The organism is Planococcus sp. APC 3906, from assembly GCF_030407685.1.
GTDB lineage: Bacteria > Bacillota > Bacilli > Bacillales_A > Planococcaceae > Planococcus > Planococcus koreensis.
In genome coordinates, this window is the sequence record NZ_JASDCW010000011.1 from 18,312 (window position 1) to 39,273 (window position 20,962).

The 20,962-nt window shown below is 46.0% G+C and carries 25 protein-coding genes; 7 read left to right on the forward strand and 18 right to left on the reverse strand.

The window, feature by feature from the left end:
* Nucleotides 1-3 precede the first annotated feature (3 nt).
* The 5 genes from QMA09_RS08175 to QMA09_RS08195 form a co-directional block, all read right to left on the reverse strand.
* Entirely contained in the window at nt 4-219 is a 216-nt protein-coding gene (locus QMA09_RS08175; RefSeq protein WP_290212743.1) for a biotin/lipoyl-containing protein, read from the reverse strand.
* A complete protein-coding gene (locus QMA09_RS08180) occupies nt 216-1,565 on the reverse strand; it encodes an acetyl-CoA carboxylase biotin carboxylase subunit (protein ID WP_290212744.1) in 1,350 nt (449 codons plus the stop codon). Before QMA09_RS08180 ends, QMA09_RS08175 begins: the two co-directional genes overlap by 4 nt.
* Before the next feature lie 340 nt (nt 1,566-1,905).
* Nucleotides 1,906-2,658: an enoyl-CoA hydratase/isomerase family protein gene (locus QMA09_RS08185; protein ID WP_290212745.1), complete on the reverse strand. Its 753-nt coding sequence runs from the start codon at nt 2,656-2,658 to the stop codon at nt 1,906-1,908.
* A gap of 83 nt (nt 2,659-2,741) precedes the next feature.
* Nucleotides 2,742-2,918: a 50S ribosomal protein L32 gene (gene rpmF / locus QMA09_RS08190; protein WP_135500228.1), complete on the reverse strand. Its 177-nt coding sequence runs from the start codon at nt 2,916-2,918 to the stop codon at nt 2,742-2,744.
* A gap of 24 nt (nt 2,919-2,942) precedes the next feature.
* The gene (locus QMA09_RS08195; protein ID WP_290212746.1) at nt 2,943-3,476 is read right to left on the reverse strand and encodes a YceD family protein; all 534 of its coding nucleotides are present in this window, start codon (nt 3,474-3,476) and stop codon (nt 2,943-2,945) included.
* Nucleotides 3,477-3,604: 128 nt separating this feature from the next.
* Here QMA09_RS08195 and QMA09_RS08200 point away from each other — a divergent pair, with 128 nt between their 5' ends.
* Entirely contained in the window at nt 3,605-4,804 is a 1,200-nt protein-coding gene (locus tag QMA09_RS08200; RefSeq protein WP_290212747.1) for a nucleotidyltransferase, read from the forward strand.
* On the opposite strand, the gene QMA09_RS08205 is transcribed toward QMA09_RS08200, so the two are convergent.
* Genes QMA09_RS08205 through rsmD form a run of 3 tightly spaced genes read right to left on the reverse strand, consistent with a single transcriptional unit; the run spans nt 4,792 to nt 6,919 of the window.
* The gene (locus QMA09_RS08205) at nt 4,792-5,817 is read right to left on the reverse strand and encodes a SepM family pheromone-processing serine protease (RefSeq protein WP_290212748.1); all 1,026 of its coding nucleotides are present in this window, start codon (nt 5,815-5,817) and stop codon (nt 4,792-4,794) included. The genes QMA09_RS08200 and QMA09_RS08205 overlap by 13 nt on opposite strands.
* 54 nt (nt 5,818-5,871) lie before the next feature.
* Entirely contained in the window at nt 5,872-6,351 is a 480-nt protein-coding gene (gene coaD, locus QMA09_RS08210) for a pantetheine-phosphate adenylyltransferase (protein WP_290212749.1), read from the reverse strand.
* Nucleotides 6,344-6,919, reverse strand: coding sequence for a 16S rRNA (guanine(966)-N(2))-methyltransferase RsmD (gene rsmD / locus QMA09_RS08215; RefSeq protein WP_290212750.1), 576 nt, complete (start codon nt 6,917-6,919; stop codon nt 6,344-6,346). Before rsmD ends, coaD begins: the two co-directional genes overlap by 8 nt.
* Nucleotides 6,920-7,000: 81 nt before the next feature.
* Between rsmD and QMA09_RS08220 the strand changes: the two genes are divergently transcribed.
* Entirely contained in the window at nt 7,001-7,381 is a 381-nt protein-coding gene (locus QMA09_RS08220; protein WP_135500234.1) for a DUF7147 family protein, read from the forward strand.
* Here the strand turns inward: QMA09_RS08220 and QMA09_RS08225 are convergent, their stop codons facing one another.
* Entirely contained in the window at nt 7,382-7,654 is a 273-nt protein-coding gene (locus QMA09_RS08225) for a YlbG family protein (protein WP_135500235.1), read from the reverse strand.
* Between the two features lie 174 nt (nt 7,655-7,828).
* Between QMA09_RS08225 and QMA09_RS08230 the strand changes: the two genes are divergently transcribed.
* Complete coding sequence (locus tag QMA09_RS08230) at nt 7,829-8,740, forward strand: glycerophosphodiester phosphodiesterase family protein (protein WP_135500236.1); 912 nt, start codon at nt 7,829-7,831, stop codon at nt 8,738-8,740.
* A gap of 55 nt (nt 8,741-8,795) precedes the next feature.
* Here the strand turns inward: QMA09_RS08230 and QMA09_RS08235 are convergent, their stop codons facing one another.
* Nucleotides 8,796-9,242, reverse strand: coding sequence for a YlbF/YmcA family competence regulator (locus tag QMA09_RS08235; RefSeq protein ID WP_135500237.1), 447 nt, complete (start codon nt 9,240-9,242; stop codon nt 8,796-8,798).
* Between the two features lie 73 nt (nt 9,243-9,315).
* Here QMA09_RS08235 and QMA09_RS08240 point away from each other — a divergent pair, with 73 nt between their 5' ends.
* Complete coding sequence (locus tag QMA09_RS08240) at nt 9,316-9,801, forward strand: PaaI family thioesterase (protein ID WP_135500238.1); 486 nt, start codon at nt 9,316-9,318, stop codon at nt 9,799-9,801.
* A 7-nt stretch (nt 9,802-9,808) separates the two neighbouring features.
* On the opposite strand, the gene QMA09_RS08245 is transcribed toward QMA09_RS08240, so the two are convergent.
* A complete protein-coding gene (locus QMA09_RS08245) occupies nt 9,809-10,876 on the reverse strand; it encodes a CAP domain-containing protein (protein ID WP_290212751.1) in 1,068 nt (355 codons plus the stop codon).
* Nucleotides 10,877-11,378: 502 nt separating this feature from the next.
* On the opposite strand from QMA09_RS08245, the gene QMA09_RS08250 reads away from it, so the two are divergent.
* Both QMA09_RS08250 and ytvI read left to right on the forward strand, forming a co-directional pair.
* Nucleotides 11,379-11,744: a YugN family protein gene (locus tag QMA09_RS08250; RefSeq protein ID WP_135500240.1), complete on the forward strand. Its 366-nt coding sequence runs from the start codon at nt 11,379-11,381 to the stop codon at nt 11,742-11,744.
* A 180-nt stretch (nt 11,745-11,924) separates the two neighbouring features.
* Nucleotides 11,925-12,983 carry a sporulation integral membrane protein YtvI gene (gene ytvI, locus QMA09_RS08255; protein WP_135500241.1) on the forward strand — a complete coding sequence of 353 codons (1,059 nt, stop codon included), beginning with the start codon at nt 11,925-11,927 and terminating at the stop codon, nt 12,981-12,983.
* A gap of 151 nt (nt 12,984-13,134) precedes the next feature.
* Here ytvI and QMA09_RS08260 read toward each other — a convergent pair whose 3' ends face one another.
* The 7 genes from QMA09_RS08260 to cyoE all read right to left on the reverse strand — a co-directional run bounded on the left by QMA09_RS08260 (nt 13,135) and on the right by cyoE (nt 19,625).
* Nucleotides 13,135-13,596 (reverse strand): DUF420 domain-containing protein, encoded by a 462-nt coding sequence (locus tag QMA09_RS08260; protein WP_135500242.1) that lies wholly within the window; start codon nt 13,594-13,596, stop codon nt 13,135-13,137.
* Nucleotides 13,597-13,619: 23 nt separating this feature from the next.
* Nucleotides 13,620-14,543, reverse strand: coding sequence for a cytochrome c oxidase assembly factor CtaG (ctaG, locus tag QMA09_RS08265; RefSeq protein WP_290212752.1), 924 nt, complete (start codon nt 14,541-14,543; stop codon nt 13,620-13,622).
* Nucleotides 14,544-14,702: 159 nt separating this feature from the next.
* Nucleotides 14,703-15,035: a cytochrome c oxidase subunit IVB gene (ctaF, locus tag QMA09_RS08270; RefSeq protein WP_290212753.1), complete on the reverse strand. Its 333-nt coding sequence runs from the start codon at nt 15,033-15,035 to the stop codon at nt 14,703-14,705.
* A 1-nt stretch (nt 15,036) separates the two neighbouring features.
* The gene (locus QMA09_RS08275; protein WP_135500245.1) at nt 15,037-15,663 is read right to left on the reverse strand and encodes a cytochrome c oxidase subunit 3; all 627 of its coding nucleotides are present in this window, start codon (nt 15,661-15,663) and stop codon (nt 15,037-15,039) included.
* Nucleotides 15,650-17,536 (reverse strand): cytochrome c oxidase subunit I, encoded by a 1,887-nt coding sequence (locus QMA09_RS08280; protein ID WP_290212754.1) that lies wholly within the window; start codon nt 17,534-17,536, stop codon nt 15,650-15,652. Before QMA09_RS08280 ends, QMA09_RS08275 begins: the two co-directional genes overlap by 14 nt.
* Nucleotides 17,537-17,570: 34 nt before the next feature.
* Nucleotides 17,571-18,656, reverse strand: coding sequence for a cytochrome c oxidase subunit II (coxB, locus tag QMA09_RS08285; RefSeq protein WP_290212755.1), 1,086 nt, complete (start codon nt 18,654-18,656; stop codon nt 17,571-17,573).
* 51 nt (nt 18,657-18,707) lie between these two features.
* Complete coding sequence (gene cyoE / locus QMA09_RS08290; protein ID WP_290212756.1) at nt 18,708-19,625, reverse strand: heme o synthase; 918 nt, start codon at nt 19,623-19,625, stop codon at nt 18,708-18,710.
* Nucleotides 19,626-19,978: 353 nt separating this feature from the next.
* Here cyoE and QMA09_RS08295 point away from each other — a divergent pair, with 353 nt between their 5' ends.
* Nucleotides 19,979-20,893, forward strand: a complete 915-nt coding sequence (locus tag QMA09_RS08295; protein WP_290212757.1) for a COX15/CtaA family protein — start codon at nt 19,979-19,981, stop codon at nt 20,891-20,893.
* The last annotated feature ends 69 nt before the right edge of the window (nt 20,894-20,962 follow it).

Sequence of the window (20,962 nt, forward strand, 5' to 3'; positions counted from 1 at the left end):
CGCTTATTCAGCGATTGTAACCAATGTCTCTTCTTCGTTGACGAAACCGCCGACTTCGACATGGACTTTTTCAACTACGCCGCCGACTTCAGCTTCCACCGGAATTTCCATTTTCATGGATTCAAGCATAACCAACGCCTGGCCTGGCGTTACTGTATCGCCTTCTGCTACTAATACGTTCAGGACTGTTCCTGCCATTGATGCTTTTAATTCTTTCATGATTTTTGTTCCTCCTTTGTTTTTTCCATCCATTCCGGCAGCACTGAAGTTGCGTATGTGCCAGAAGCAAACGGTTCTGAGCCGATAAATTCACGGTATAACGGCAAATTGGTTTTAACACCGACTATTGTAGCTTGATTGAAAAAATTCTGTGATTTATTCAAAGCGTCTGCCCGGTCATTGCCCGTGATGATCACTTTTGAAATCATCGGATCGTAAAATGGTGTTACGGTGTTGCCTTGTTCGTAGCCTGTTTCAATGCGCGCGCCTTGGCCCCATTCAACCGTCTGCAATAGGCCCGGTGATGGAAAGAACGTTTTCGGGTCTTCCGCATAAATCCGGTATTCGATGGAATGGCCTGTTGAACGGATGCTGTCCTGCGATGGCAATGTTCCGCCAGCCGCCACATCGAGCTGCCATTCAACCAAGTCGTAGCCCGTCACTTCTTCGGTGACCGGGTGTTCAACTTGAAGCCGTGTGTTCATCTCGAGGAAATAGAATTCATTGTTTTTGTCAACGATGAATTCGACCGTTCCCGCATTCGTGTAGCTGACTGCTTTAGCCGCTTTGACCGCCGCATCGCATAATTGCTGGCGCACATCTTCCGGCAGATCCGGTGACGGCGACTCTTCAATCACTTTCTGGTTGCGGCGCTGGACCGAACAATTCCGTTCGAATAAATGAACGATGTTGCCTTGCTCATCGCCGAAAATCTGCACTTCGATGTGGCGTGAATCTGCAATGAATTTTTCTAAGTAAACGACGTCATCACCGAAATACGCTTTGGCACGGTTTTTGACAGACGCAAACTGCTGACTGAGCGCTTGCTCACTATCGCAGCGCACCATGCCGATGCCGCCTCCGCCTGCACTCGCTTTCAACATCAGCGGATAGCCGATTTTGCCGGCTTCTTCGATCGCTTCGTCAATCGTAGCAACCCCATTGACTGTTCCTGGCACTACAGGGACGCCTGCTTTCGCCATGGTTTGCCGGGATTCGAGCTTGTCGCCCATTTTTTCTATGATATCCGCGGATGGTCCGATAAAAATCAGTCCGGCTTCAGCCACTTTACGGGCAAAGTCCGCGTTTTCCGACAACAGCCCATAGCCAGGATGAATCGCTTCGGCGTTATGCGCTTTTGCGGCTTCAATGATTTTGTCTGCTTGCAGATAAGACTGTACGACCGGATTCGGTCCGATCAATACTGCTTCAGTCGCTTCGTTGACGTAAGGCAGATCCCCATCTGCCTCGGAATGGATAGCGACCGTTTCGATGCCAAGGCGGCTGCACGTGCGGATAATGCGGCGCGCAATTTCGCCTCGGTTCGCGATCAGGATTTTTTTCATATTAGAAATACCCCCAATGTTTTTCTCCCTTCTCTAGCATATACGAATTTTGTAAGCGATTTCAACTATTGGGACAAAATTTTCTAAATATATAAATTGAACCGATGATTCATTATATGGATACTCTGCAGTTTTGCTCCGTAACTTCAGAATAGCAGATTTACATAAATATTTTATTTTCAAAGTGCTTATTAAGCGAAGGCACGATCAAGGGCTAGGCGAAGCAATGAGACGAGTATTCTTCTCGACTCAGGGCGGGAGCCATGCCCGGTGCGGTGTATAAACTATAAATTCTTATTCTCAGCCTAAATAGAAAAAAGACTCCCAACAAGCAGGAGCCTTATTTTTTGGATTTTGACAGGAAATTATCGACTGCTTCGTGGTGCGCGTCTTCTGCCCAAAGCTTGGCGCAGCGGCTGACTTCGGCTTCTACGCGTTCTTTCAGGTTAGTGGACTGCCATTGTCTGATGGCGATTTCCTTATAGGCTTGGTGGACTTCCGGCAGAATTTTTTTCATCGACCGGATAAAATCCTCCACATCCCCATCTTCTTTGATGATCTTTGTCGCCCATCCATTCTCCAGCAATTCATCCGCTGTATAAGGCTTGGCGTCGCACAGCATCTTTAAAGCATGGTCATGGCGCAGCATGTCCAATAAGTAGGTACCGCCGCCCCAGCCGCTTGTAATGGCCAGCGTGCCCTGTATAAAGCCGCATTTAGCATGTTCTCTTACGAGCCTGTAATCGCACGCCGTGGCAATCTCGCATCCGCCGCCGACTGCTGCGCCATTAACGAGCGCAATCACCGGCACAGGCAATGTCTTAATGCTATAAAGAACGTCGCTCATGCGCTTCAGCATCGGATATGCCTGTTCTTCTGTCTTTAACTCGTGAAAGACCGACAAATCGCCTCCAGAGCAGAAAGCCTGCGTGCCAGCCGCTGTAATGATGACGAAACGCGGTTTCAAGGTATGTACTTTGGTTATTAAGGTTTCAAGCCCTTCCATGACATCTGCGTTGATCGCATTGCGGATATCCGGCCGGTCAATTGTAAAAGTCAGGATTCCTTCTGCCAATTCAATTTTGTATGACATCTTGCCACCCCTTATTTTTGGATAGAGAAAAAGGCTATCGAGAGCCATGGCCTCTCAATAGCCTTTTAGCAGCAAATACTGGTTTACTTGCTTGCTACAACTTCTTTCCCTTTGTATGATCCACATGCTTTGCAGACGTGGTGAGCCAATTTCGATTCGCCACAGCTTGGGCAGTTTACCATGCCCGGCACTGACAATTTGAAATGTGTACGGCGTTTTCTTTTAACGGTTTTGGACGTTCTTCTAGCTGGTACAGCCATTGGTGACACCTCCTTACAATGATTCTATTCATCTGACTGATCAAAATACTTTGCTAAATCAGCAAGTCTTGGATCCGGTTTTGGTGGTGCTTCAGCTTTCTCGGCTTCCACTTGTTCATCTGTTGTGTACGACCAATCCTTGCCGCCTTTAATAACGGCTTCGTCGGCGTCTTCCTTAAAGACTTGTATCGGAATCTCAAGCAGGACCAGTTCTTCGAGTATTGGCTGAAGATCAATTGTTTCAGCGTCTACAAAATGAACATTTTCATCCTTGCTTCCACGGTCTTTTTCGGACCAAGAGAAGATTTCAACCGATTCAATGTCGATAGGGAATTCAACATCTTCCCAAGTTCGTGCACAAGGCAAGATTAACATGCCTTCGAGATGGAGCTTGCACGTCGTTTGTTGTGAACCAACTGTACACTTTCCTGTGACCCGCACAGGTGAAATTTCGCGAATATCGCTATTGCGCTTTTTCACTGCATCAAGCCGAACAGTTTCGTCAATTGGCATTCCGTCTTTGCGATGCTTCTGAAGCTGTTGAATCGCGATTTTCATAAAGTATCACCTCTAAGACAACAAAGTTTATTGTATAATGTACAGAAAAGGATGTCAAGATAAAATCTTGTCAGGGTGTACCTGATATCAGTAAACTGTATTGTAAGTTTACCAAAGGGGAGAATTAAATGAAAGCTACAGGCATTGTTGTTGAATATAATCCGTTTCACAACGGCCATTTGTACCACGCGCAGCAAGCACGGCAGAAGGCTGGCGCAGATGTGGTGATTGCCGTAATGAGCGGGCAATTTCTTCAGCGCGGCGAGCCGGCGTTCGCTGATAAATGGGCGCGGACGGAAATGGCGCTTGCCTCAGGAATCGATATCGTCTTCGAATTGCCATATGTCTATGCAACCGCACAGGCGTCCGATTTTGCAAAAGGCGCGATTGAGCTGTTGGGAGCTGCAGGCTGTGAATCTTTCTGTTTCGGCAGCGAAGAAGGCTCTATCGAACCTTTTTTGAAAACTTGGGAGCTGCTGGACAGCCAGCGTGATACTTATGAACGCTCGATTCATGAAGCCGTCCAAACCGGTATCAGCTATCCAAAGGCGTTGAACGAAGCTTACCACCGCCTCACCGGTTCTCGCAGCGGATTTGCCGATTTGGCGAAACCGAATAATATTTTGGGCTTTCATTATATTGAGGCTGCCCAAAAAAGCGGCTCCACCATCAAGCCTTTGACCATCCAGCGGATCGCCGCCGGCTACCATGATCCGATTCATACAGACTCAACCATCGCGAGCGCCACTGGCATCCGGCGCGCTTTTTTCGAAGAAGGCTCCCTGGAAGGGATTGAAAATCACCTGCCCATCCCTTCCCTTGCAGCCTTGAAAGCTTTTCACGATGACTATGGCGCTTTTGGCAGCTGGCCCCAATTTTATCCGTTGCTGCGCTATAGCATCCTGAAAGAACGCCCTCAAAATATAAAACGTTTCTCGGAAGTTGCGGAAGGAATTGAATACCTGATTTTCGAATCGGCGAAAAAGGAGCCCACATTCGAAGGATTTATTAATCGTGTTAAATCAAAGCGCTACACCCGCACCCGGATTCAACGCATGCTCACGCACATCTATACAGGGTTCACGTGGGACCAGCTCCGGTCATTCGAAGGGCCATCCTATTTGCGGCTTTTGGGGATGTCGGAAACGGGACGCCATTACTTGAATGGACAAAAAAAGAATATCGGCCTCCCACTCATCAGCCGTGCCGCCGATTTGGCCGATCCGATGGGGGAAATCGATATTCATGCCAGTTCCATGTATTTTCTCGGGCTTGGCGCAGACAACTTGAAGCGCGAATACACGACGCCGCCGATTTATTTCGGCTGAAGCTCTTCTAGGTAGTCCATAGCCTCTTCAATCGTTTTAACGGGCACCACTTCCATGTCGGTGCCTATTTTTTCTGCCGTTTTTTTGGCCAGCGCATAATTGGATTCCGTCGCACCTTCAGTTACATCATCCGGAGCAAAGAAAATTTCAATATCCTGGTTGTCGGCGGCAATTACTTTCTGATCGATGCCTCCGATGCGCCCGACTGTACCGTCGCTTTCCATCGTGCCCGTTCCGGCAATATCATAGCCTTTGGTGATATCTTCATCAAGCAGCCGGTTCAAGATTTCCAGCGTGAACATCAAGCCGGCGGAAGGGCCGCCGATTTTTTCCGAGTCAATCGTCACTTCCGGATTTGTGGTGATTTCCTTGTTCTCAACAAATGCGATGCCGATCCCGATGCGCTCAGGGTCAGTCGGCAATGGAGCCAGTTCCACTGTGTCCGTGATTTCACGGTCTTCCCTCTCGTATACAAGTTCCACTTGTTGGCCTTCTTCCTGGCCGCTCAAGTATTTGACAAACTCTTCTTGTGTACTGAATTGATTGTCATCCACTGAAATGACGCGGTCTCCGGCTTCAAGAATCCCATCAGCTGCTCCGCCTTCGAGAACGGTCATAACGTAAACGCCGTTATTCGTCACTTCGTAAGGCTTGTCTGCAATGTCGAACGCCACTTGCAGCGCATTGACCTGGGAATCCGCCATCATTTTCAATTGGCGGACATTGTATTCTTCATCACTTTCATGCGGACTTCTGACTTGATCCGCCGGCATGACTTTATAGCCGTCCTGGAATTTGGCGAAGGCATATAAAACCGGTGTCGCCTTCAGCAGCGAGATGGTCATCAAGCTGAGCGTCCCCTCGTCGTCTTCGTCCCCGCCGGCCACTTCCACAAGCGGACCTAATTCATACGCACCGCCTGGCCGTGTAATGTAGGAGTCCAGCGGATACGATGACAGCAAAACTGCCAAAGCGACAATAATGGCGAAAAACGCCAATTTTTTCTTTTTCATATCGATTTCTTCCCCCTTGCAGTCTAAATGACAAAAAGCCACGTATGCCGTGGCTTATTGATACTTCTGTTTCAAGGCTTTTTCAACTGCTGGCGGTACAAGGCCCGTTATTTTGCCGCGATATTTGGCCACTTCTTTGACTATGCTTGAGCTCAGGAAAGAATATTGGTTGCCTGAGATCATAAACAAAGTTTCAATGTTTTCGTTTAAAAACCGGTTCATCGAAGTGATTTGCATTTCGTATTCGAAATCAGACACAGCGCGCAGCCCTCTGATAATGGCCTTGGCTTCGACTTCAATCGCATAATCGATGAGCAAGCCTCCGAATGAATCGACTTTGACGTTTGGAATGGCATCTGTCACTTCACTGATCAATGCGATGCGCTCCTCGACCGAGAACAATGGATTTTTCGAAGAATTATTCATGACCACCACTCTGACTTCGTCAAAAATAGCGGCAGCCCGCTTGACGATATCCAAATGGCCCATCGTAATCGGATCAAAACTTCCTGGCACAACTGCAATTTTACTCAAACTTTTCTCCCTCTTCCCCTTTAAAACGGTAAATTGAAATGATGGTGTTGCCATAGAGCTCTTTTTTGAAACGTTCGAAAAATCGGGTGCGGTCGTTCAATTCCACATCCCGGTCATGTTCGCATACCACAATAGCATCTTCAGTCACTAAGCCGAGTTCTGCAGCTTTATCCATCAAACCGTAAGCCTTTTCCATGTGGTAAGGCGGGTCAAGGAACAACAGGCGGGCTTGGAGACCGTTTTTTTGCATCGCTTTCAACGCCCGCTCCGCGTCTGCTTTGAAGACGTCCGCACGCTCGGCAAGCCTGGTCTTCTCCAGATTCGCATTGATGGTTTCAATGGCTTTGCGGTCTTTATCGGTGAACGTCACACGGTCTATGCCGCGGCTCAACGCTTCGATTCCCAGCCCCCCGCTCCCTGCAAATAGATCCAGCGCGATGCCGCCGTCAAAAAACGGCCCGATCATATTGAAAATCGATTCTTTCACTTTATCTGTCGTGGGCCTAGTTGTAGTGCCCGGAACCGCTTTCAGCGGAATCCCTTTTACTGATCCTGCTACAACACGCATTTTATCGCCTCTTATTTACTGATTTTCTTATGAAAAGAATGTGCTTAATGGTAAAATGGTTTTTGGAAAGGACGTGGTTTTATGATACAGCGTTTTATCGAATTAGGAGAAGGATACGGAGATATCTTCGAACTCCGTGAACTCATCACAACAAATTCACACCGTTTCAAACACGGTTTTATATTTGTTTCAGAACAGCACGACGGCAAATCCACATTATCTGTGGCTGCTGCATTTGAACCGACTGCACAAGGCGGTTTCATGCCGATCTACATTTGCCGGGAGGGCATTCCAGAAAACTCAAAACGCCTCGAAATTTTTGAAGAGGCTGTCAAGGCACTGGGCCATACGCCGATTAAGATGGATGTGAAACATTCTTCGGCCTACGGCGAAAAACGGTTTTATTTCAGCCATTTGATCGCTATTTTGCGGTTGAACCATTATATCCCACCGATGCAATAATTACAGGCCGATCTTATAATCGTATTCCTTCGCCTTATCGGGCTTGGCGTTTTCGTATTCGGTTTTCAGGAACGGGCGCTGCGATTCAAGCACCAGCTTGACGTAGGGCAATTTTGATAATTTGGTTTTAGTGCTTTCAATAACATCCTGATCCATATACAGCACAACATATTTCAATTTGCGGGAAATAAAATGGACATGCCCGAATTTCCGCAATGATTTTGCTTGCTTTAAATGATGCACATAAACGATGAGGCCTTGGCGATCATGCATAATCATCCCTCTTTTCTTAACTTCTACAATACCATAGGTAAGAAAAAAGCCGCAACTGAGGAAATCCTCGCAGCAGGCATGCCCACAATGCCCGTGCTCATTTAAAAATGACATTCACATACCGGATTCGCTATAATAGTTTTAGTAGAATTTTCAAGGGGGTTTCTTATCCGCATGGGCAAAAAGACAAAAATAGGAATTGCTGCCGTCGCAGTCGGAGCTGCCGCATGGGCTGGCTCTAAGGCAATCGCAACTCCCCAGGTGCGCCCTGGCAAAAAAGTGCTCACATATACAACACCGGCCATATTGGCACACCGCGGGGGCAGCGCAATCGCTCCCGAAAACTCGATGGCCGCCTTCACCAAATCCGCCGAACTTGGAGTGGATGGATTTGAAATCGACATCCGACTGACGAAAGACGAAGAAATCATCGTTTTCCATGACGAATTCCTCGACCGTACGACAGATGGAGCTGGGCGCGTTGCCGATCTGGCTTTGCCTGAACTGCGCAAGCTGGACCTGGGCTACCGCTTTGCAGATGATAAAGAAAATAACCCTTACCGTGGAAAAGGCGAAACGATTGTCACGTTGAAGGAATTGATCGAAAAATTCCCGGACATGTGGATCAACATCGATATGAAAGATTCGCCAGAAACCTACGAAGGAAGTTTGATTCCTTCTAAACTTTGGCGTTTGATCGATTCGCTTGGCGTGCATGACCGGGTAGTTGTCACAAGCTTCTTCGACGAGCAAATTGACCGCTTCAATTTATACGCACAAAACAGCGTCGCTATCGGCGCTGGCGAAAATGAAGTCCGGAAAGCTTATGCTGCCTTTAATAGCCAGTTTGGCCATTTGTACCAGCCGAAAGCGGACGTTTTCCAAATTCCGGTTAAGTCTTCGATGTTCCGATTGGATTTGCCGCGTTTCATCGCTTTTCTGTCGAATCTGAATGTTCCTGTCCATTATTGGGTGATCGACGAACCGGAAGCCATCAAGACTCTAGTCGCAGCCGGCGCAAAAGGCATCATTACAGACCGCCCGGACATTGCCCTACAAACCGTTAAAGACGCTGAAAACAATTAAATCCAATAAAAAAATGTGCAGCGGAGACGCTGCACATTTTTTTATAATTATGGCTCTAAGCTGAACACGAACAGCCTCCACCCGTTCCACACCCGCTGCCGCAAGACGAATCGGATGAGAAAAATGGGTTGCTTGAAGGGATTTTTACGGCTTCTGAAACCGAGCGGCCGATGATGAAGCTCACTTGGTCCATCAGATCCTGCAAATCGTTCTCCGCAAAGCGCAGCGCAGCGACTTGTTCATTCAAGTCGATTCTCCGCTTGTCGACACGGATTTGTTTCATCACCCTGCTGTATTCAGGATGGTATTTGCCGAAGCGTTGAACTTCTTCATATTGGTCTTTCAACCTTGCAAAAGCTTGGATTTCATCTGCAAGATTTTTATCATTATATACATCACGGTAAGCTTGGCGATACGTTTCCGCCTGCTCCGATTGTAAAATCAGTTCGCTCAACTCTTCTGCAGAGTCAGTAATTTGAACCCATTCATAGGTCATGAACATATTGAATTCCTCCTCTACATTTCAATAATAGCAGAAATCCCATCATATTCATACATAGCGAAAGGACTGTCCCATGGAAAATCTTACAAACCAATTCCAGCGTATTTTAGACAGCAGCACACCGGACGACTTAAACATCCTGGCCGATTTTTTGGAAAACTTCGAGAAAAAGCAACAAGGCGAATTCAACACTTATTTGAGTGCCAGCTTAAACATGAAACGTGAAACGTCTGTTGAAAAAAGCATTGTTTCCATTCCAAATACCGCTTTTATCCATAATAATATCGCCATTCCACACGGCGGCATTTTGGCGGTTCTTTTGGACACCGCCATGGGTACGCTCGCCAACAGCAAATGCGCTGATGGGATGGCTGCGGTTACAACAAACTTAACGATTCATTATTTGGCTGTAGCGACAGAAAACGAAATCAAAGCCGAGGCAAAGATGATTCGCCAAGGCCGGCATACGATGGTAGTCGAAGGCAATATTTTCGAATCCGGCGGTAAGCACATTGCGACTGCAACCGGTTCATTTTTTCTTGTTCCCGCAGAGGGCTGACTTGCCGTCACTCCGCTTCTGCGGTTTCTTCTGGAGGTTTCAGCATGATCTGGGTATAGTATTTTCCGAACGCACCCACCCCGATTTCATCAAAACGGTCCGATAATAAGGCCTTGCGATGGTCCGGCGAATTAATCCAGCCATGTACGGCTTCAGCTGCGTCAAAATATTGGAACGCTGTATTTTCAGCAGCCTCCTCAAAACCGATGCCGGCGTTCTTAAGCCGAACGTTCAGACTTTCCAGTTCGACTTCCTGGCCGGAAGAAAAACTTTTCTTTGCGGTATTCTCGCTATGTGTCTGGGCAAGTTCATTGGCAGCCATATTTTCATCCAGCGGGACCAATTCGTGGTGGATTCTGTAGACATTGGTCATGTCGATAATCTGTCTAGCGTTTGCAGCATCGATTGATTGCTGCTGGGTTGAGGAAGGTTTGATGACCGGCAGCAAGTCGCCTGTGAACATCATGTCATAAGGCTGGTGCCTGACAAGCGTTTCTGCATCCATAAACCTCACAGCTTCAAGAATGCGGTCTTCCTCATCGATATAAAGCTGCGCATAGATTTTTTCAAATCGGATCAGTAAACGCCTATCCAAATCTTCAGGCCCCAAATTGAATGTAAAAATGCTATCATCGTATTTTACCGATATTTCGTTTTCTACTATTGTAAAGCGGTACAAATCATCAAGCGTCTGTCCGATGGTATATGGCTCCACTTGTGCTGCTTTTCCTGCCGCATATACTTGGACAATTTCCCCTTCTTTGACGCCGACCATCAAATAACTGGAATACGACTGGTTATAAACCCACCATTCATAGCCGAATGCCGATGGCTCTTTGCGCGACGGATCACCATAATCGGCAAGCCACTCTTCTGCAGGCAGTCCGATATACGTCGACAGCCCTTGGGATGGGCGTTCAAGCTCCAACGGGTTTTCCACCAAATCATCGGCCGGCAGCGGATCTTGAGGGACCGGCGCTTCAAGCAAATCATTTTCTTCTATGGAAGAATCAAAATAAAAGAAGACAATCAGGATAACCGACAGAAAAATCATGATGCGCACTAAGTCCTTCAATCGATCATCTCCTTAATTACTATTTTATATTAAGTTCAACTGGTCATTTTTAATAGTCGATATGGAGAAAAACAGCTACGCTTGCCGCGGGCGAGCGCCAAGCCTCCTCGCTCGCTTCGCTCCCTGCGGGGTCTCGGCTGTCTCGCTTTCCCGCAGGCGTCTCCGCTGTTTTTCTCCATATCGAGATATCCCTTAGCGGAGGCGCGTCAAGGGGCTAGGCGAAGCTATGAGACGAGTGATTTTCTCGGCTCATGGCGAGAGCCAAGGAGGTGCCATTTACTTTTGGCAACTCCTTTGCGACGAGCTTGCGCAGGAGCAATCGTCTTTGCTCTGCCCAAAGCGTCTGGAGCGGCGTTCAATAAGTTGCTTCTTTAGTTAACCTTATATAGATAATTATAACAGCCGTCTGTATTCTGACACAATCTAGCCATTGCAACAAGCATTATTTTCATCTATTATTAAAGAAGCGTATAGTCAGTTATGATATTGAGGAGGAGATCCTATGTATTTTGAAAATACAGGACTTGAGGACATTCGAGTAGACTTTGCTCTACTAGACGACATTATGAGAAAACATGGTATGACTAAAGAAGGCCAATGGGATTACGAGCGTGTAACTTTCGATCGTAAATTCATGATTCGTGAAGGCACTTTCTACCTTCGGGTATTCGCTTATGCCGTTGAAGGCGATATCGATTCAAATGATGCAATCGTCCACGTCATGAAGCCGGTAATCGGCAAACATTATTATCCGCACGGTGTGGAATACGGTGAAGACGAGCACTTCCCAGAACATTTGATCAAATCCAGCACTGAAGTGTTAAAAGCGATCAGAACAGATCTTGAAAGCTTCATCATCAAAGCATAATGCGAAACCGCAGTTCACCACGAACTGCGGTTTTTATTTACCTGTTGCCAGCAGCAGCTCTCTATATCCACCTTCTCTTCTCTTGCGAACAAAAAATAAAGGTTAATTTTTTCAGAAATGACCTATTTGGGAATCCGCATTATTGCTATAATAATATAAGAACTTTTTAGGAGGATTGCTGTGTCTAAGTGGCTCAATAAACGCATATTTACTACTGTGATTGTTATTGCGGTGCTTATCGTGATTTCCGTATACATATTGCCCATCTCAATTCCGCTCATCATCGCATTGCTGACAGCTATTTTCCTTGAACCGCTTGTCACTTTCGTGCAAAACCGGTTTAAATGGCATCGAAAAACATCCGTCATTACTGTCTTCATTTTCTTTGTACTGGCGGTTTCCGGCATCTTATACTGGACCGTTACACAGTTGATCGGCAGAATTATCCAATTTACTAAAATGGTGCCTGAATACGCCAACTCGTTGACTGAGATGTGGAACGAAGTCCAAAGTTTCTTCCTGCGCTCTACCGAAGACATGCCGGTTGAAGTGGTTTCTTCCATTGAAACGGAATTGGCAAGCTTTTTGGAAGGAATCCGTGATTGGTTTCTGACCATCGTTAACTATGATACGGTTACCAATCTCTTAACAGGGATTCCCACATTTCTTGTCAGTTTCATCGTTTTCCTGATTGCGCTATTCCTGTTCATGCTGGAATTGCTAAACTTGAAAGAATTACTGTTTAAGCGATTAAAGGAAAGCACTGCAGAAAAAGTTCGATTCATGGCTGCTCGGCTGAACCATGTAATCTTCGGATTCCTGAAGGCTCAGTTTTTGGTGAGCGTTCTTATCTTTATCGTCACACTCATCGGGCTCCTCATCATCATTCCTGAGTATGCGGTGCCGATGTCATTGTTCATCTGGCTTATCGATTTCATTCCAATTCTCGGATCGATCATTGTTTTGGCTCCTTGGTTCATCTATCAATTCATCATTGGAAATGTAGTCCTAGGAACGAAATTAGCTATTCTGGCACTCATACTGCTGGTGATCCGGAGAACTGTTGAACCGAAAGTGATGGGCACGCAAATTGGCCTTTCCCCTCTTGCAACCTTGATCGCCATGTATATCGGCTTGCAGCTTTTCGGTTTTCTTGGTTTCTTCATCGGCCCACTGATCGTCATCCTGTTCACATCCGCCCGTGAGTCCGGAATGATCAAAGTCGATTTTAAAATTTAAGCTAACTATATAAAAAGCGCTGTCCCGGAAGCCTTGAAATAGGCATTCCGGGACAGCGCTTTTTTTAGTTTTCACGTACTGAAAGTATTCATTAAGCTCATAAATAAAACAGCTTGGGAGAAATCAACGACTTCTCTCAAGCTGTTTCTTTTCATCCGCCCAGAATTGCTTTAAATACGGAAGTCGTGTGGCCGCCTTCGTAGATAACATAAAGCAGCATGTAAACCGCTACTCCTGTGATTGCCGTGGAAAACCAGACAATGCTTGTGATCGGACCAATTTTACGGTGCTTGTCCAAACGGTTCTTTAAACCGAGCCAAATTGTATAAAGGCCCATTACCCCGCCAGTTGTAGCCAATGTAATATGGAAGATCAAAAATACCGTGTAGAAAATCTTAAGTTCGTCTGGGCCGCCGAAAGCGGTGTTGCCGACGAATAACGTGCGTGACACATAAATGATGAAGAATGTCAGCGCAGACACTCCTGCAGCCAGCATGAACTTCTTATGTGCTTCGATTCTGCGTTTGCTGATAAGGTACCAGCCAATCGCCACAAGTACAGCGCTTAAAACGATAAAAAACGTACTAATAGTTGGTAATAAAGGCAAATTCATTCACTTGATCCCCTTTTGCTTCATTAAGCATTATGTCTGTGCATCGCCATATCTTTCCGGTCCTGCAGTACTTGTGCGGTAATTTCATCCGCATTATCGTTTTCATTTCTAAGCCACTCGTAGAACACCAGCCATAGAAAGACTGTAAAAACGAGCTCCTGCAAAACTTTCATAATGATGCCGCCCGTGCGTTGATCTTCCAATGCAGACATCGGCGAAAACAATTCCGGCCCTGATAAGTTCAGTTGCGACAACGTCCCTGTAGGTACACATAATGCCATAGCCTGCAGCCAAGCTTCCCCGTCCGTGTAAGTCATGTAAAATGGATTGCCACTGAAAATGATCAATGCGCAAGCCGGTGTCATAAGTACGCTGAGCCCAAACAGATACGCCAGTTTTTTCAAACCGTGGAAACGGTACGTTCCTTCGAGATTGTTGACCACTGGCCACCAATAAAATATAGCAGAAACAAACAAAATAAGATGCGCGAGGGCATGGAGCATCGTATCCGATTTTACAAAATCGAAAACCAGCGGAATGTGATAGAACGAAAATACCATCCCGAACAAGATCAATGCCAGCATCGGCTTCGAAAAGAAATTGAAAATCGGTTTAACAACTGGCAGATTGACGAATGGGCGCCATATCCACGTTGGTATACCCATAATCAATAACGGCGGTATCAACAACAGCAACAGCGCCATCTGCACCATGTGCATCGAGAAGACGATATGCCCCAGCAGATCAATCGGTGAGCCTTTGATGGCGTACATCAGCAACATGCCGGAAACGAAAAGAATCGGTTCTCTAGGCTTTAGAGGTTCGTTGTCTTTAAACTTGCCCCGCCATTTTATCGTAACTAAAAAATAGAATATCGTAATCAATACGAGAATTCCCAAGTAAACCGGACTCCATAAAGCCTGAAATCCAAATATACTGATTGGCATCCCTGTAGACCTCCCTTTTAACTCAAGTACCCCCATTATATAGCCCCAGGCTTGGTATATCAATGAACGAACTATGACAATTGAAAAAAGAGAGGCTGCCAATACCTCCCAGACAGCAAGAAAAAACCCCTTCATCAATGAAGATGAAGGGATTCAGTCTTACCACCAGATGATCGTTACAAAGGTAAGGACCGTGATGAATGCTACGAACATGCCGCTGAACATAAAGAATGCGACCATGCCGTGCCCTTTATTGCTCAAATGCATGAAATTATAAAGCTGCAAGACTACTTGGATTGCAGCCAATAAAAGAATGATTGGCACAATCAAGTAAGGCGAGAAGCCCGCGGAAACTGTCGTAAAGGCGATCAAAGTCAAGAAAATCATGATCGCAAATGACGTCAATTGGCCGCGCATTTCTTTAGAACGTTGGCGTCTGAGGTATTCGTACTCAGAACGTGATCTTGTAGGTGTATGAACGTCGTGTCCCATATTAACCGATCACTCCCATCAAATAGACTACAGTAAAGATAAATACCCATACTACGTCAATGAAATGCCAGTATAATGCGGCTAAATAAAATTTTGGTGCGTTGTACATGTTCAAGCCGCGTTTAGCGTTGCGGAGCATCAATGCGATGAACCAGCTCAAACCGAACAAAACGTGAGCTCCGTGCGTTCCGACCAGCGTATAGAACGCTGAACTGAAGGCACTGTTCGTATAGCCGAAGCCAAGGTGAACATAATGGTTGAACTCGTAAATTTCAAGTCCTAGGAACACTAAGCCCAAAAGGACTGTTATGCCCAACCAAGCCTGCATCGCTTTGAAATTATGGTTTTTCATGTGGTACATTGCATAAACACTTGTCAGCGATGATGTCAAAAGAATCATCGTCATTGCGAAAACCAATGGAAGTTCGAACAAGCCAGAAGCTGTGAACTCCATACCGCTAGGCCCTTTATCTTTAAGCGCCAGGTAAGTGGCGAATAAAGATGCGAACGTTACAGTCTCTGCAGCAAGCAGAAGCCAGAATCCCACGAATTTGTTTTTACCTTCGAGTGTTGCCGTTTCCGGATGGTCCGGCCACGTTTGAGGGGTATATTTTTTATTTAGATCCATCTTTATTGCCCCCTTTAGCATCTCTCAGCAATTCTTCTTTCGTGATGTAGAAACCAAGATCATCTTTCAGTGAACGCACGAGCATTGAACCGAAAGTAATCACTAATCCGATAACAAGGACCGGAAGAGCCCATGCTTTATCGCCGTCCATATGGTACATAGCACCGAAACTAGCTACGAACATACCGAAAGAAATGACAAGCGGAATAATTGAGCCATTCGGCATGTGGATGTCGCCTAACGGTTCTGCGTAGACCATACCTTCTTTATTGCCTTCCATTTTCTCGATCCAATAAGGGTCAAGTCCACGCACTAAAGGAGTTTGTGGGAAGTTATAGAATGGCGGCGGAGATGGGATAGCCCATTCCAACGTACGGCCATCGCCCCATGGGTCGTTGCCGACACGTTCGTTTTTAACAGTTGTCAAGATAACGTTGATTACAAGAACAATTACACCGATTGCCATGAACAAAGCACCGACAGAACTGATCATGTTGTAAGCATCCCAGCCTTGGTCAGCTCCGAACGTGTAAACACGGCGTGGCATACCCATCAGCCCTAGGAAATGCTGGATGAAGAATGTTAAGTGGAACCCGATCAAGAAGAACCAGAATGTCACTTTCCCTAATTTTTCGTTCAGCATAGTCCCGAACATTTTCGGCCAGTACAAGTGTGTACCTGCTAGAATCGCAAGAACAACACCACCGACGATAACGTAATGGAAGTGGGCTACGATAAAGTAAGAATCGTGCAATTGGTAATCAAGCGGCGCTATAGCTTGCATGACACCAGTAACTCCACCTGCAGTGAACGAAGGGATGAATGCGACTGCATATAGCATCGGCGTCGTAAAGCTGATGCTTCCTCCCCAAATCGTAAGAAGCCAGTTGAAGATTTTAACACCAGTTGGCACAGCAATGATCATCGTTGCTAGAGCGAAAACAGCGTTAGCTGTCGGCCCCAGACCAACTGTGAACATGTGGTGAGCCCATACCATGAAGCCATAAAAACCGATAAGAATCGTTGCGAATACTAATGCGGTGTAACCGAAAAGGCGTTTACGCGAGAAAATCGCAAAGATTTCAGAGAAGATACCAAAAGCCGGCAAGATCAAGATATAAACTTCAGGGTGACCGAAAATCCAGAATAAGTGTTCCCAGATGATCGTATTTCCTCCCATTGTTACATCGAAGAAGTTTGCGCCGAATAGGCGATCGAATACCATAAAGAATAAGCCGATTGTTAACGGCGGGAATGCCAGCAAAATCAAAGCTGAAGCGACAAAAGTCGTCCAAGTGAATAGCGGCATTCTCATGTAAGTCATGCCCGGAGCACGCATATTAATGATTGTCACGAGGAAGTTAATCCCTGCAATCAGCGTACCGAATCCGGAAATTGTTAAACCAAGTGTGTAAAAATCGATTCCGTGCCCTTCTGAAGCCATAGCTAGAGAAGCGTAGTTTGTCCAACCAGCATCCGGCGCTCCACCTAAGAACCATGAAAGGTTCAGGAAAATACCGCCGAAGAAGAATAGCCAAAACCCGAGTGAATTCAAAAACGGGAATGCTACGTCACGGGCGCCGATCTGCAAAGGCATAACGGCATTCATGAATGCGAGCAATAATGGCATCGAGGCCAAGAAAATCATGGTCGTACCATGCATTGTAATTATTTCGTTATAAAGTCCGGCGCTTAAGAAATCATTTCCGGCTTTCATCAACTGGATTCGGATCAACATCGCTTCGATACCACCGATTACGAAGAACAATCCCCCGGAGATAAAATACAGAATCGCGATTTTCTTATGGTCTACTGTTGTTAAATAGTCCCAAACGGTAGCACCGAAGCCCTTTTTCTGAGCAATAGAACTCACAATGTATACCTCCCTTTTTTAAGCTCCGATTCTTTTACTCTTCAACTGACAAACTCATCAAGTAAGCAGCAAGCGCATCAAGCTCTTGCTCTGAGAATGGATCGCCATTGTTCAAAGATTCCGGACTAGGCATCAAGTTGCCTGGCTTATATTTTTGTGGATCAGAAATCCAGTTTTTAACTTCTTCTTCGTTATGTTCTAAAAATCCAGCTACGCGGTTGCGGTCGCCGAATGTTGCTACGTTCGGACCAGGTTTTCCGCCAGTTCCAACTCCCGTTGTCGCATGGCACCCGATACAAGTTTTCTCAGTGAAAAGCTGTTCGCCTTGTTGAGCAAGTTCGCCTTCTGCAGGTGTTGCTTCCTCTTGCATAGCAGCTACCCATAGCTCAAAATCTTCCGGGCTTAGCGATTTAACTTTAAAGTCCATCAAAGCGTGGGAAGGGCCGCAAAGCTCTGCGCACTTGCCGTAAAAGACTCCATCTTCAAGTTCAGAAGACTCTTTATCGAACGTTAAGTAGAATGTATTGACGTTTTCAGGGTTAGCGTCCAATTTCCCGCCGATTGAAGGAATCCAGAAAGAGTGTTTAACGTCTGCAGCAAGCAGATTGAAGTAAACTCTTTCACCTGTCGGAACAACTAATTCCTGTGAAGTGACGATGCCTTGTTCTGGGTATTCGAATTCCCACCAGTACAATTTAGCGTTTACATTAACAGTCAGGTTGGACATGCTTCCGTCTTCTGCCGCTACGTCCATTGTTGACGTATCCGCAAGATCGAATGTGGAATAGACCGTTGGAACAGCTAAAATCAAAAGCAGCACAATAGGAATAGCTGTCCATATGAATTCAAGTTTCGCGCTTCCTTCAACTTGCTCGGGAATCACGTCTTCGCCAATTTTAGAGCGGCGGAATTTTACGATTGCCAAAACATAGATGACAGTAACGACAAGAATGACAAACGCCATTACGGCTGATGAAAGGATCAATAAATTGAATTGATCGGTTGCTACTTCGCCAGCAGGCAATAATGTAGAGATTTCTTCACGCCCGCATCCTGACAGAAAGACAAGCAAAGCTGTCAACAAAGCGAAGAGACGCCAATTTTTGAGCCCTTTTTTCATAGCTTTTCATACCCCTCTCTCAATTAAATGAATTTGTTTAAAATGCTGGAACTAGACGAAAACAGCGAAGATGATCATCGATACAAATAGGATGGTCATATAGTTCAACGAATAGATGAACATCGTTTTCGCCCATTTCAAATCATCTTTTACTTTGAAGCCCTTGATGGCAAGAGCTAACCATCCGAGATTCAACAATGTCGCCAAGATGATAAAGCTTATTCCGAGATCCATTAACAGGAATGGAAGAGGGAATAACAGTAAAACCCATGCAAGCATGGATTTTTTGGTGCGGTGGAAGCCTTTGACAACCGGCAGCATCGGAATGCCCGCTGCGCGGTATTCTTCTGTGCGTTTCATAGCCAATGCATAAAAATGCGGCGGCTGCCAAACGAACATGATTAAGAACAATGCCCAGGCGCCCATTCCGAGAGCCGGTTCAACTGCAGCCCAGCCGATAAGCGGCGGGATGGCTCCCGAAACGCTCCCCACTATTGTGTTGCTGACGTGCTTTCTCTTTGACCACATCGAATAAATGACGACGTACGCCAATATTCCTGCAATACCCAGAATACCAGCTGATACAGAAGCAGAGAACAAAAACACTTCGCCTAAAACGATGAAAGATAAAGCGAGCGCCAATACAGCAGACGGCTTGAATCTCCCTGTTACAGTCGGACGGGACCTTTTGCTCGCCATTAACGGGTCGATATCTGTATCAATGTAATTATTCATTGCAGCAGAACCAGCGATTATCAATGCTGAACCGACTAGCGTATAAACCAGGATGTCCAACTCCTGCAGAAAATGCCTATCGGAAAACTGAAAAGCCAACCACAAACCGGTAAATACCGTTATTAAATTCGAATTTACGATTCCGATTTTTATCAAAGCGAGAAAATCTTTCATAAATGTGGTCGTTTCAGGTGCCTGATGGGCTTCTGCAGACAAAGACCGGCCATTTGACATATATAACTCCCTCCTTTCAAAGTTGTAAGCATACTCCGCTAACCATAACTATATCTAAATTCCAGTCCATTTTCTACATATAACTGAAATTTCCTGATAAAAGCGATGATTTTCATGTAATTTGTCACAGAAATACGCTCCTCCTATCATACATGAGTATTCACGTTATTTTAAGATAGAAAAAGATTTGTTTTTGAACAGTTTGTGAAGGACTCATTTAATATGTCCAAATCTTGAAAGTTTCCGCTATCGCTGATTTTCCGTTGTGTTTTTCAATAACTTTCGCTATTATCGAGTATGCAGGCAACGGACATATTATAAAAGTTTTCTATAGAAAAAAGTAGGTGGCATCCTTGCAACAAAGTAAATATCTAAAATGGTTTGCGGTGGCCGCAACGATCGGCATGCTTCTCATTTTGCTGGGCGGCGCGCTCGTGACTAAGACCGACAGCGGAATGGGCTGCGGACGTTCATGGCCAAGCTGCAACGGTGAACTGATTCCAGATGAAATCACTGCAGAAGTTCTCATTGAATTTTCCCACCGGCTCGTCACGGGCGCAGTCGGCATTTTAATCCTGATTCTCGGCGTTTGGTCATGGATCAAATACGGCCATATCCGGGAAACAAAATTTTTGGCTGCCACGGCAGTATTCTTTTTAATTCTCCAGGCATTGATCGGAGCAGCCCAAGTCCTTTGGGGACAAGGCGACTTTATCTTAGCTTTGCATTTCGGCATCTCGCTCATCTCTTTTGCGTCAGTTTTGCTGCTGACACTGCTCATTTTTGAAGTGGATCGAAAATTCGACACAGACCGTATTGCTATTGGCAACAAGCTGAAGTTCCACACGATCGCAGTTACCTTGTATTCTTACATCGTCGTTTATACCGGTGCGCTTGTGCGCCACACGGAAGCGAGCCTGATTTGTTCCGACTGGCCGCTGTGCCGCAATGATCAGTTCGCCTTGCCGAACAATATGTTTGAATGGGTCCAAATGGGTCATAGGGCGGCAGCCGGTTTAATCGTCATCTGGCTTGGCTACATTGCGTGGCACGCGTTCAAGAATTATAAGGACCAGCGCGCGATTTATTGGGGCTGGATCACAGCTTTCATCATTGTGATGCTGCAGGCGACGACTGGCATGCTGGTGGTGCTGACCAAATTGAATTTGGCAGTTGCGCTTCTTCATTCGCTGCTGATTTCACTGTTGTTCGGATTGCTTTGCTACATGGTGCTCCTCGTATCCCGCAGCAGAGTCAAAAAATCTTAAAATAAGCAAAGGCGCCGCCATCCACTGATACGTGGATGGCGGCGCCTTTTTCTTTAATGTGTTAGCTGA

What these genes read in the sequence shown, in the direction of transcription:
- QMA09_RS08175 (WP_290212743.1), bottom strand. Translation starts at nt 219, where the DNA reads ATGAAAGAATTAAAAGCATCAATGGCAGGAACAGTCCTGAACGTATTA.
- QMA09_RS08180 (WP_290212744.1), bottom strand. Translation starts at nt 1,565, where the DNA reads ATGAAAAAAATCCTGATCGCGAACCGAGGCGAAATTGCGCGCCGCATT.
- QMA09_RS08185 (WP_290212745.1), bottom strand. Translation starts at nt 2,658, where the DNA reads ATGTCATACAAAATTGAATTGGCAGAAGGAATCCTGACTTTTACAATT.
- rpmF (WP_135500228.1), bottom strand. Translation starts at nt 2,918, where the DNA reads ATGGCTGTACCAGCTAGAAGAACGTCCAAAACCGTTAAAAGAAAACGC.
- QMA09_RS08195 (WP_290212746.1), bottom strand. Translation starts at nt 3,476, where the DNA reads ATGAAAATCGCGATTCAACAGCTTCAGAAGCATCGCAAAGACGGAATG.
- QMA09_RS08200 (WP_290212747.1), top strand. Translation starts at nt 3,605, where the DNA reads ATGAAAGCTACAGGCATTGTTGTTGAATATAATCCGTTTCACAACGGC.
- QMA09_RS08205 (WP_290212748.1), bottom strand. Translation starts at nt 5,817, where the DNA reads ATGAAAAAGAAAAAATTGGCGTTTTTCGCCATTATTGTCGCTTTGGCA.
- rsmD (WP_290212750.1), bottom strand. Translation starts at nt 6,919, where the DNA reads ATGCGTGTTGTAGCAGGATCAGTAAAAGGGATTCCGCTGAAAGCGGTT.
- QMA09_RS08220 (WP_135500234.1), top strand. Translation starts at nt 7,001, where the DNA reads ATGATACAGCGTTTTATCGAATTAGGAGAAGGATACGGAGATATCTTC.
- QMA09_RS08225 (WP_135500235.1), bottom strand. Translation starts at nt 7,654, where the DNA reads ATGCATGATCGCCAAGGCCTCATCGTTTATGTGCATCATTTAAAGCAA.
- QMA09_RS08230 (WP_135500236.1), top strand. Translation starts at nt 7,829, where the DNA reads ATGGGCAAAAAGACAAAAATAGGAATTGCTGCCGTCGCAGTCGGAGCT.
- QMA09_RS08235 (WP_135500237.1), bottom strand. Translation starts at nt 9,242, where the DNA reads ATGTTCATGACCTATGAATGGGTTCAAATTACTGACTCTGCAGAAGAG.
- QMA09_RS08240 (WP_135500238.1), top strand. Translation starts at nt 9,316, where the DNA reads ATGGAAAATCTTACAAACCAATTCCAGCGTATTTTAGACAGCAGCACA.
- QMA09_RS08250 (WP_135500240.1), top strand. Translation starts at nt 11,379, where the DNA reads ATGTATTTTGAAAATACAGGACTTGAGGACATTCGAGTAGACTTTGCT.
- QMA09_RS08260 (WP_135500242.1), bottom strand. Translation starts at nt 13,596, where the DNA reads ATGAATTTGCCTTTATTACCAACTATTAGTACGTTTTTTATCGTTTTA.
- ctaG (WP_290212752.1), bottom strand. Translation starts at nt 14,543, where the DNA reads ATGCCAATCAGTATATTTGGATTTCAGGCTTTATGGAGTCCGGTTTAC.
- ctaF (WP_290212753.1), bottom strand. Translation starts at nt 15,035, where the DNA reads ATGGGACACGACGTTCATACACCTACAAGATCACGTTCTGAGTACGAA.
- QMA09_RS08275 (WP_135500245.1), bottom strand. Translation starts at nt 15,663, where the DNA reads ATGGATCTAAATAAAAAATATACCCCTCAAACGTGGCCGGACCATCCG.
- coxB (WP_290212755.1), bottom strand. Translation starts at nt 18,656, where the DNA reads ATGAAAAAAGGGCTCAAAAATTGGCGTCTCTTCGCTTTGTTGACAGCT.
- cyoE (WP_290212756.1), bottom strand. Translation starts at nt 19,625, where the DNA reads ATGTCAAATGGCCGGTCTTTGTCTGCAGAAGCCCATCAGGCACCTGAA.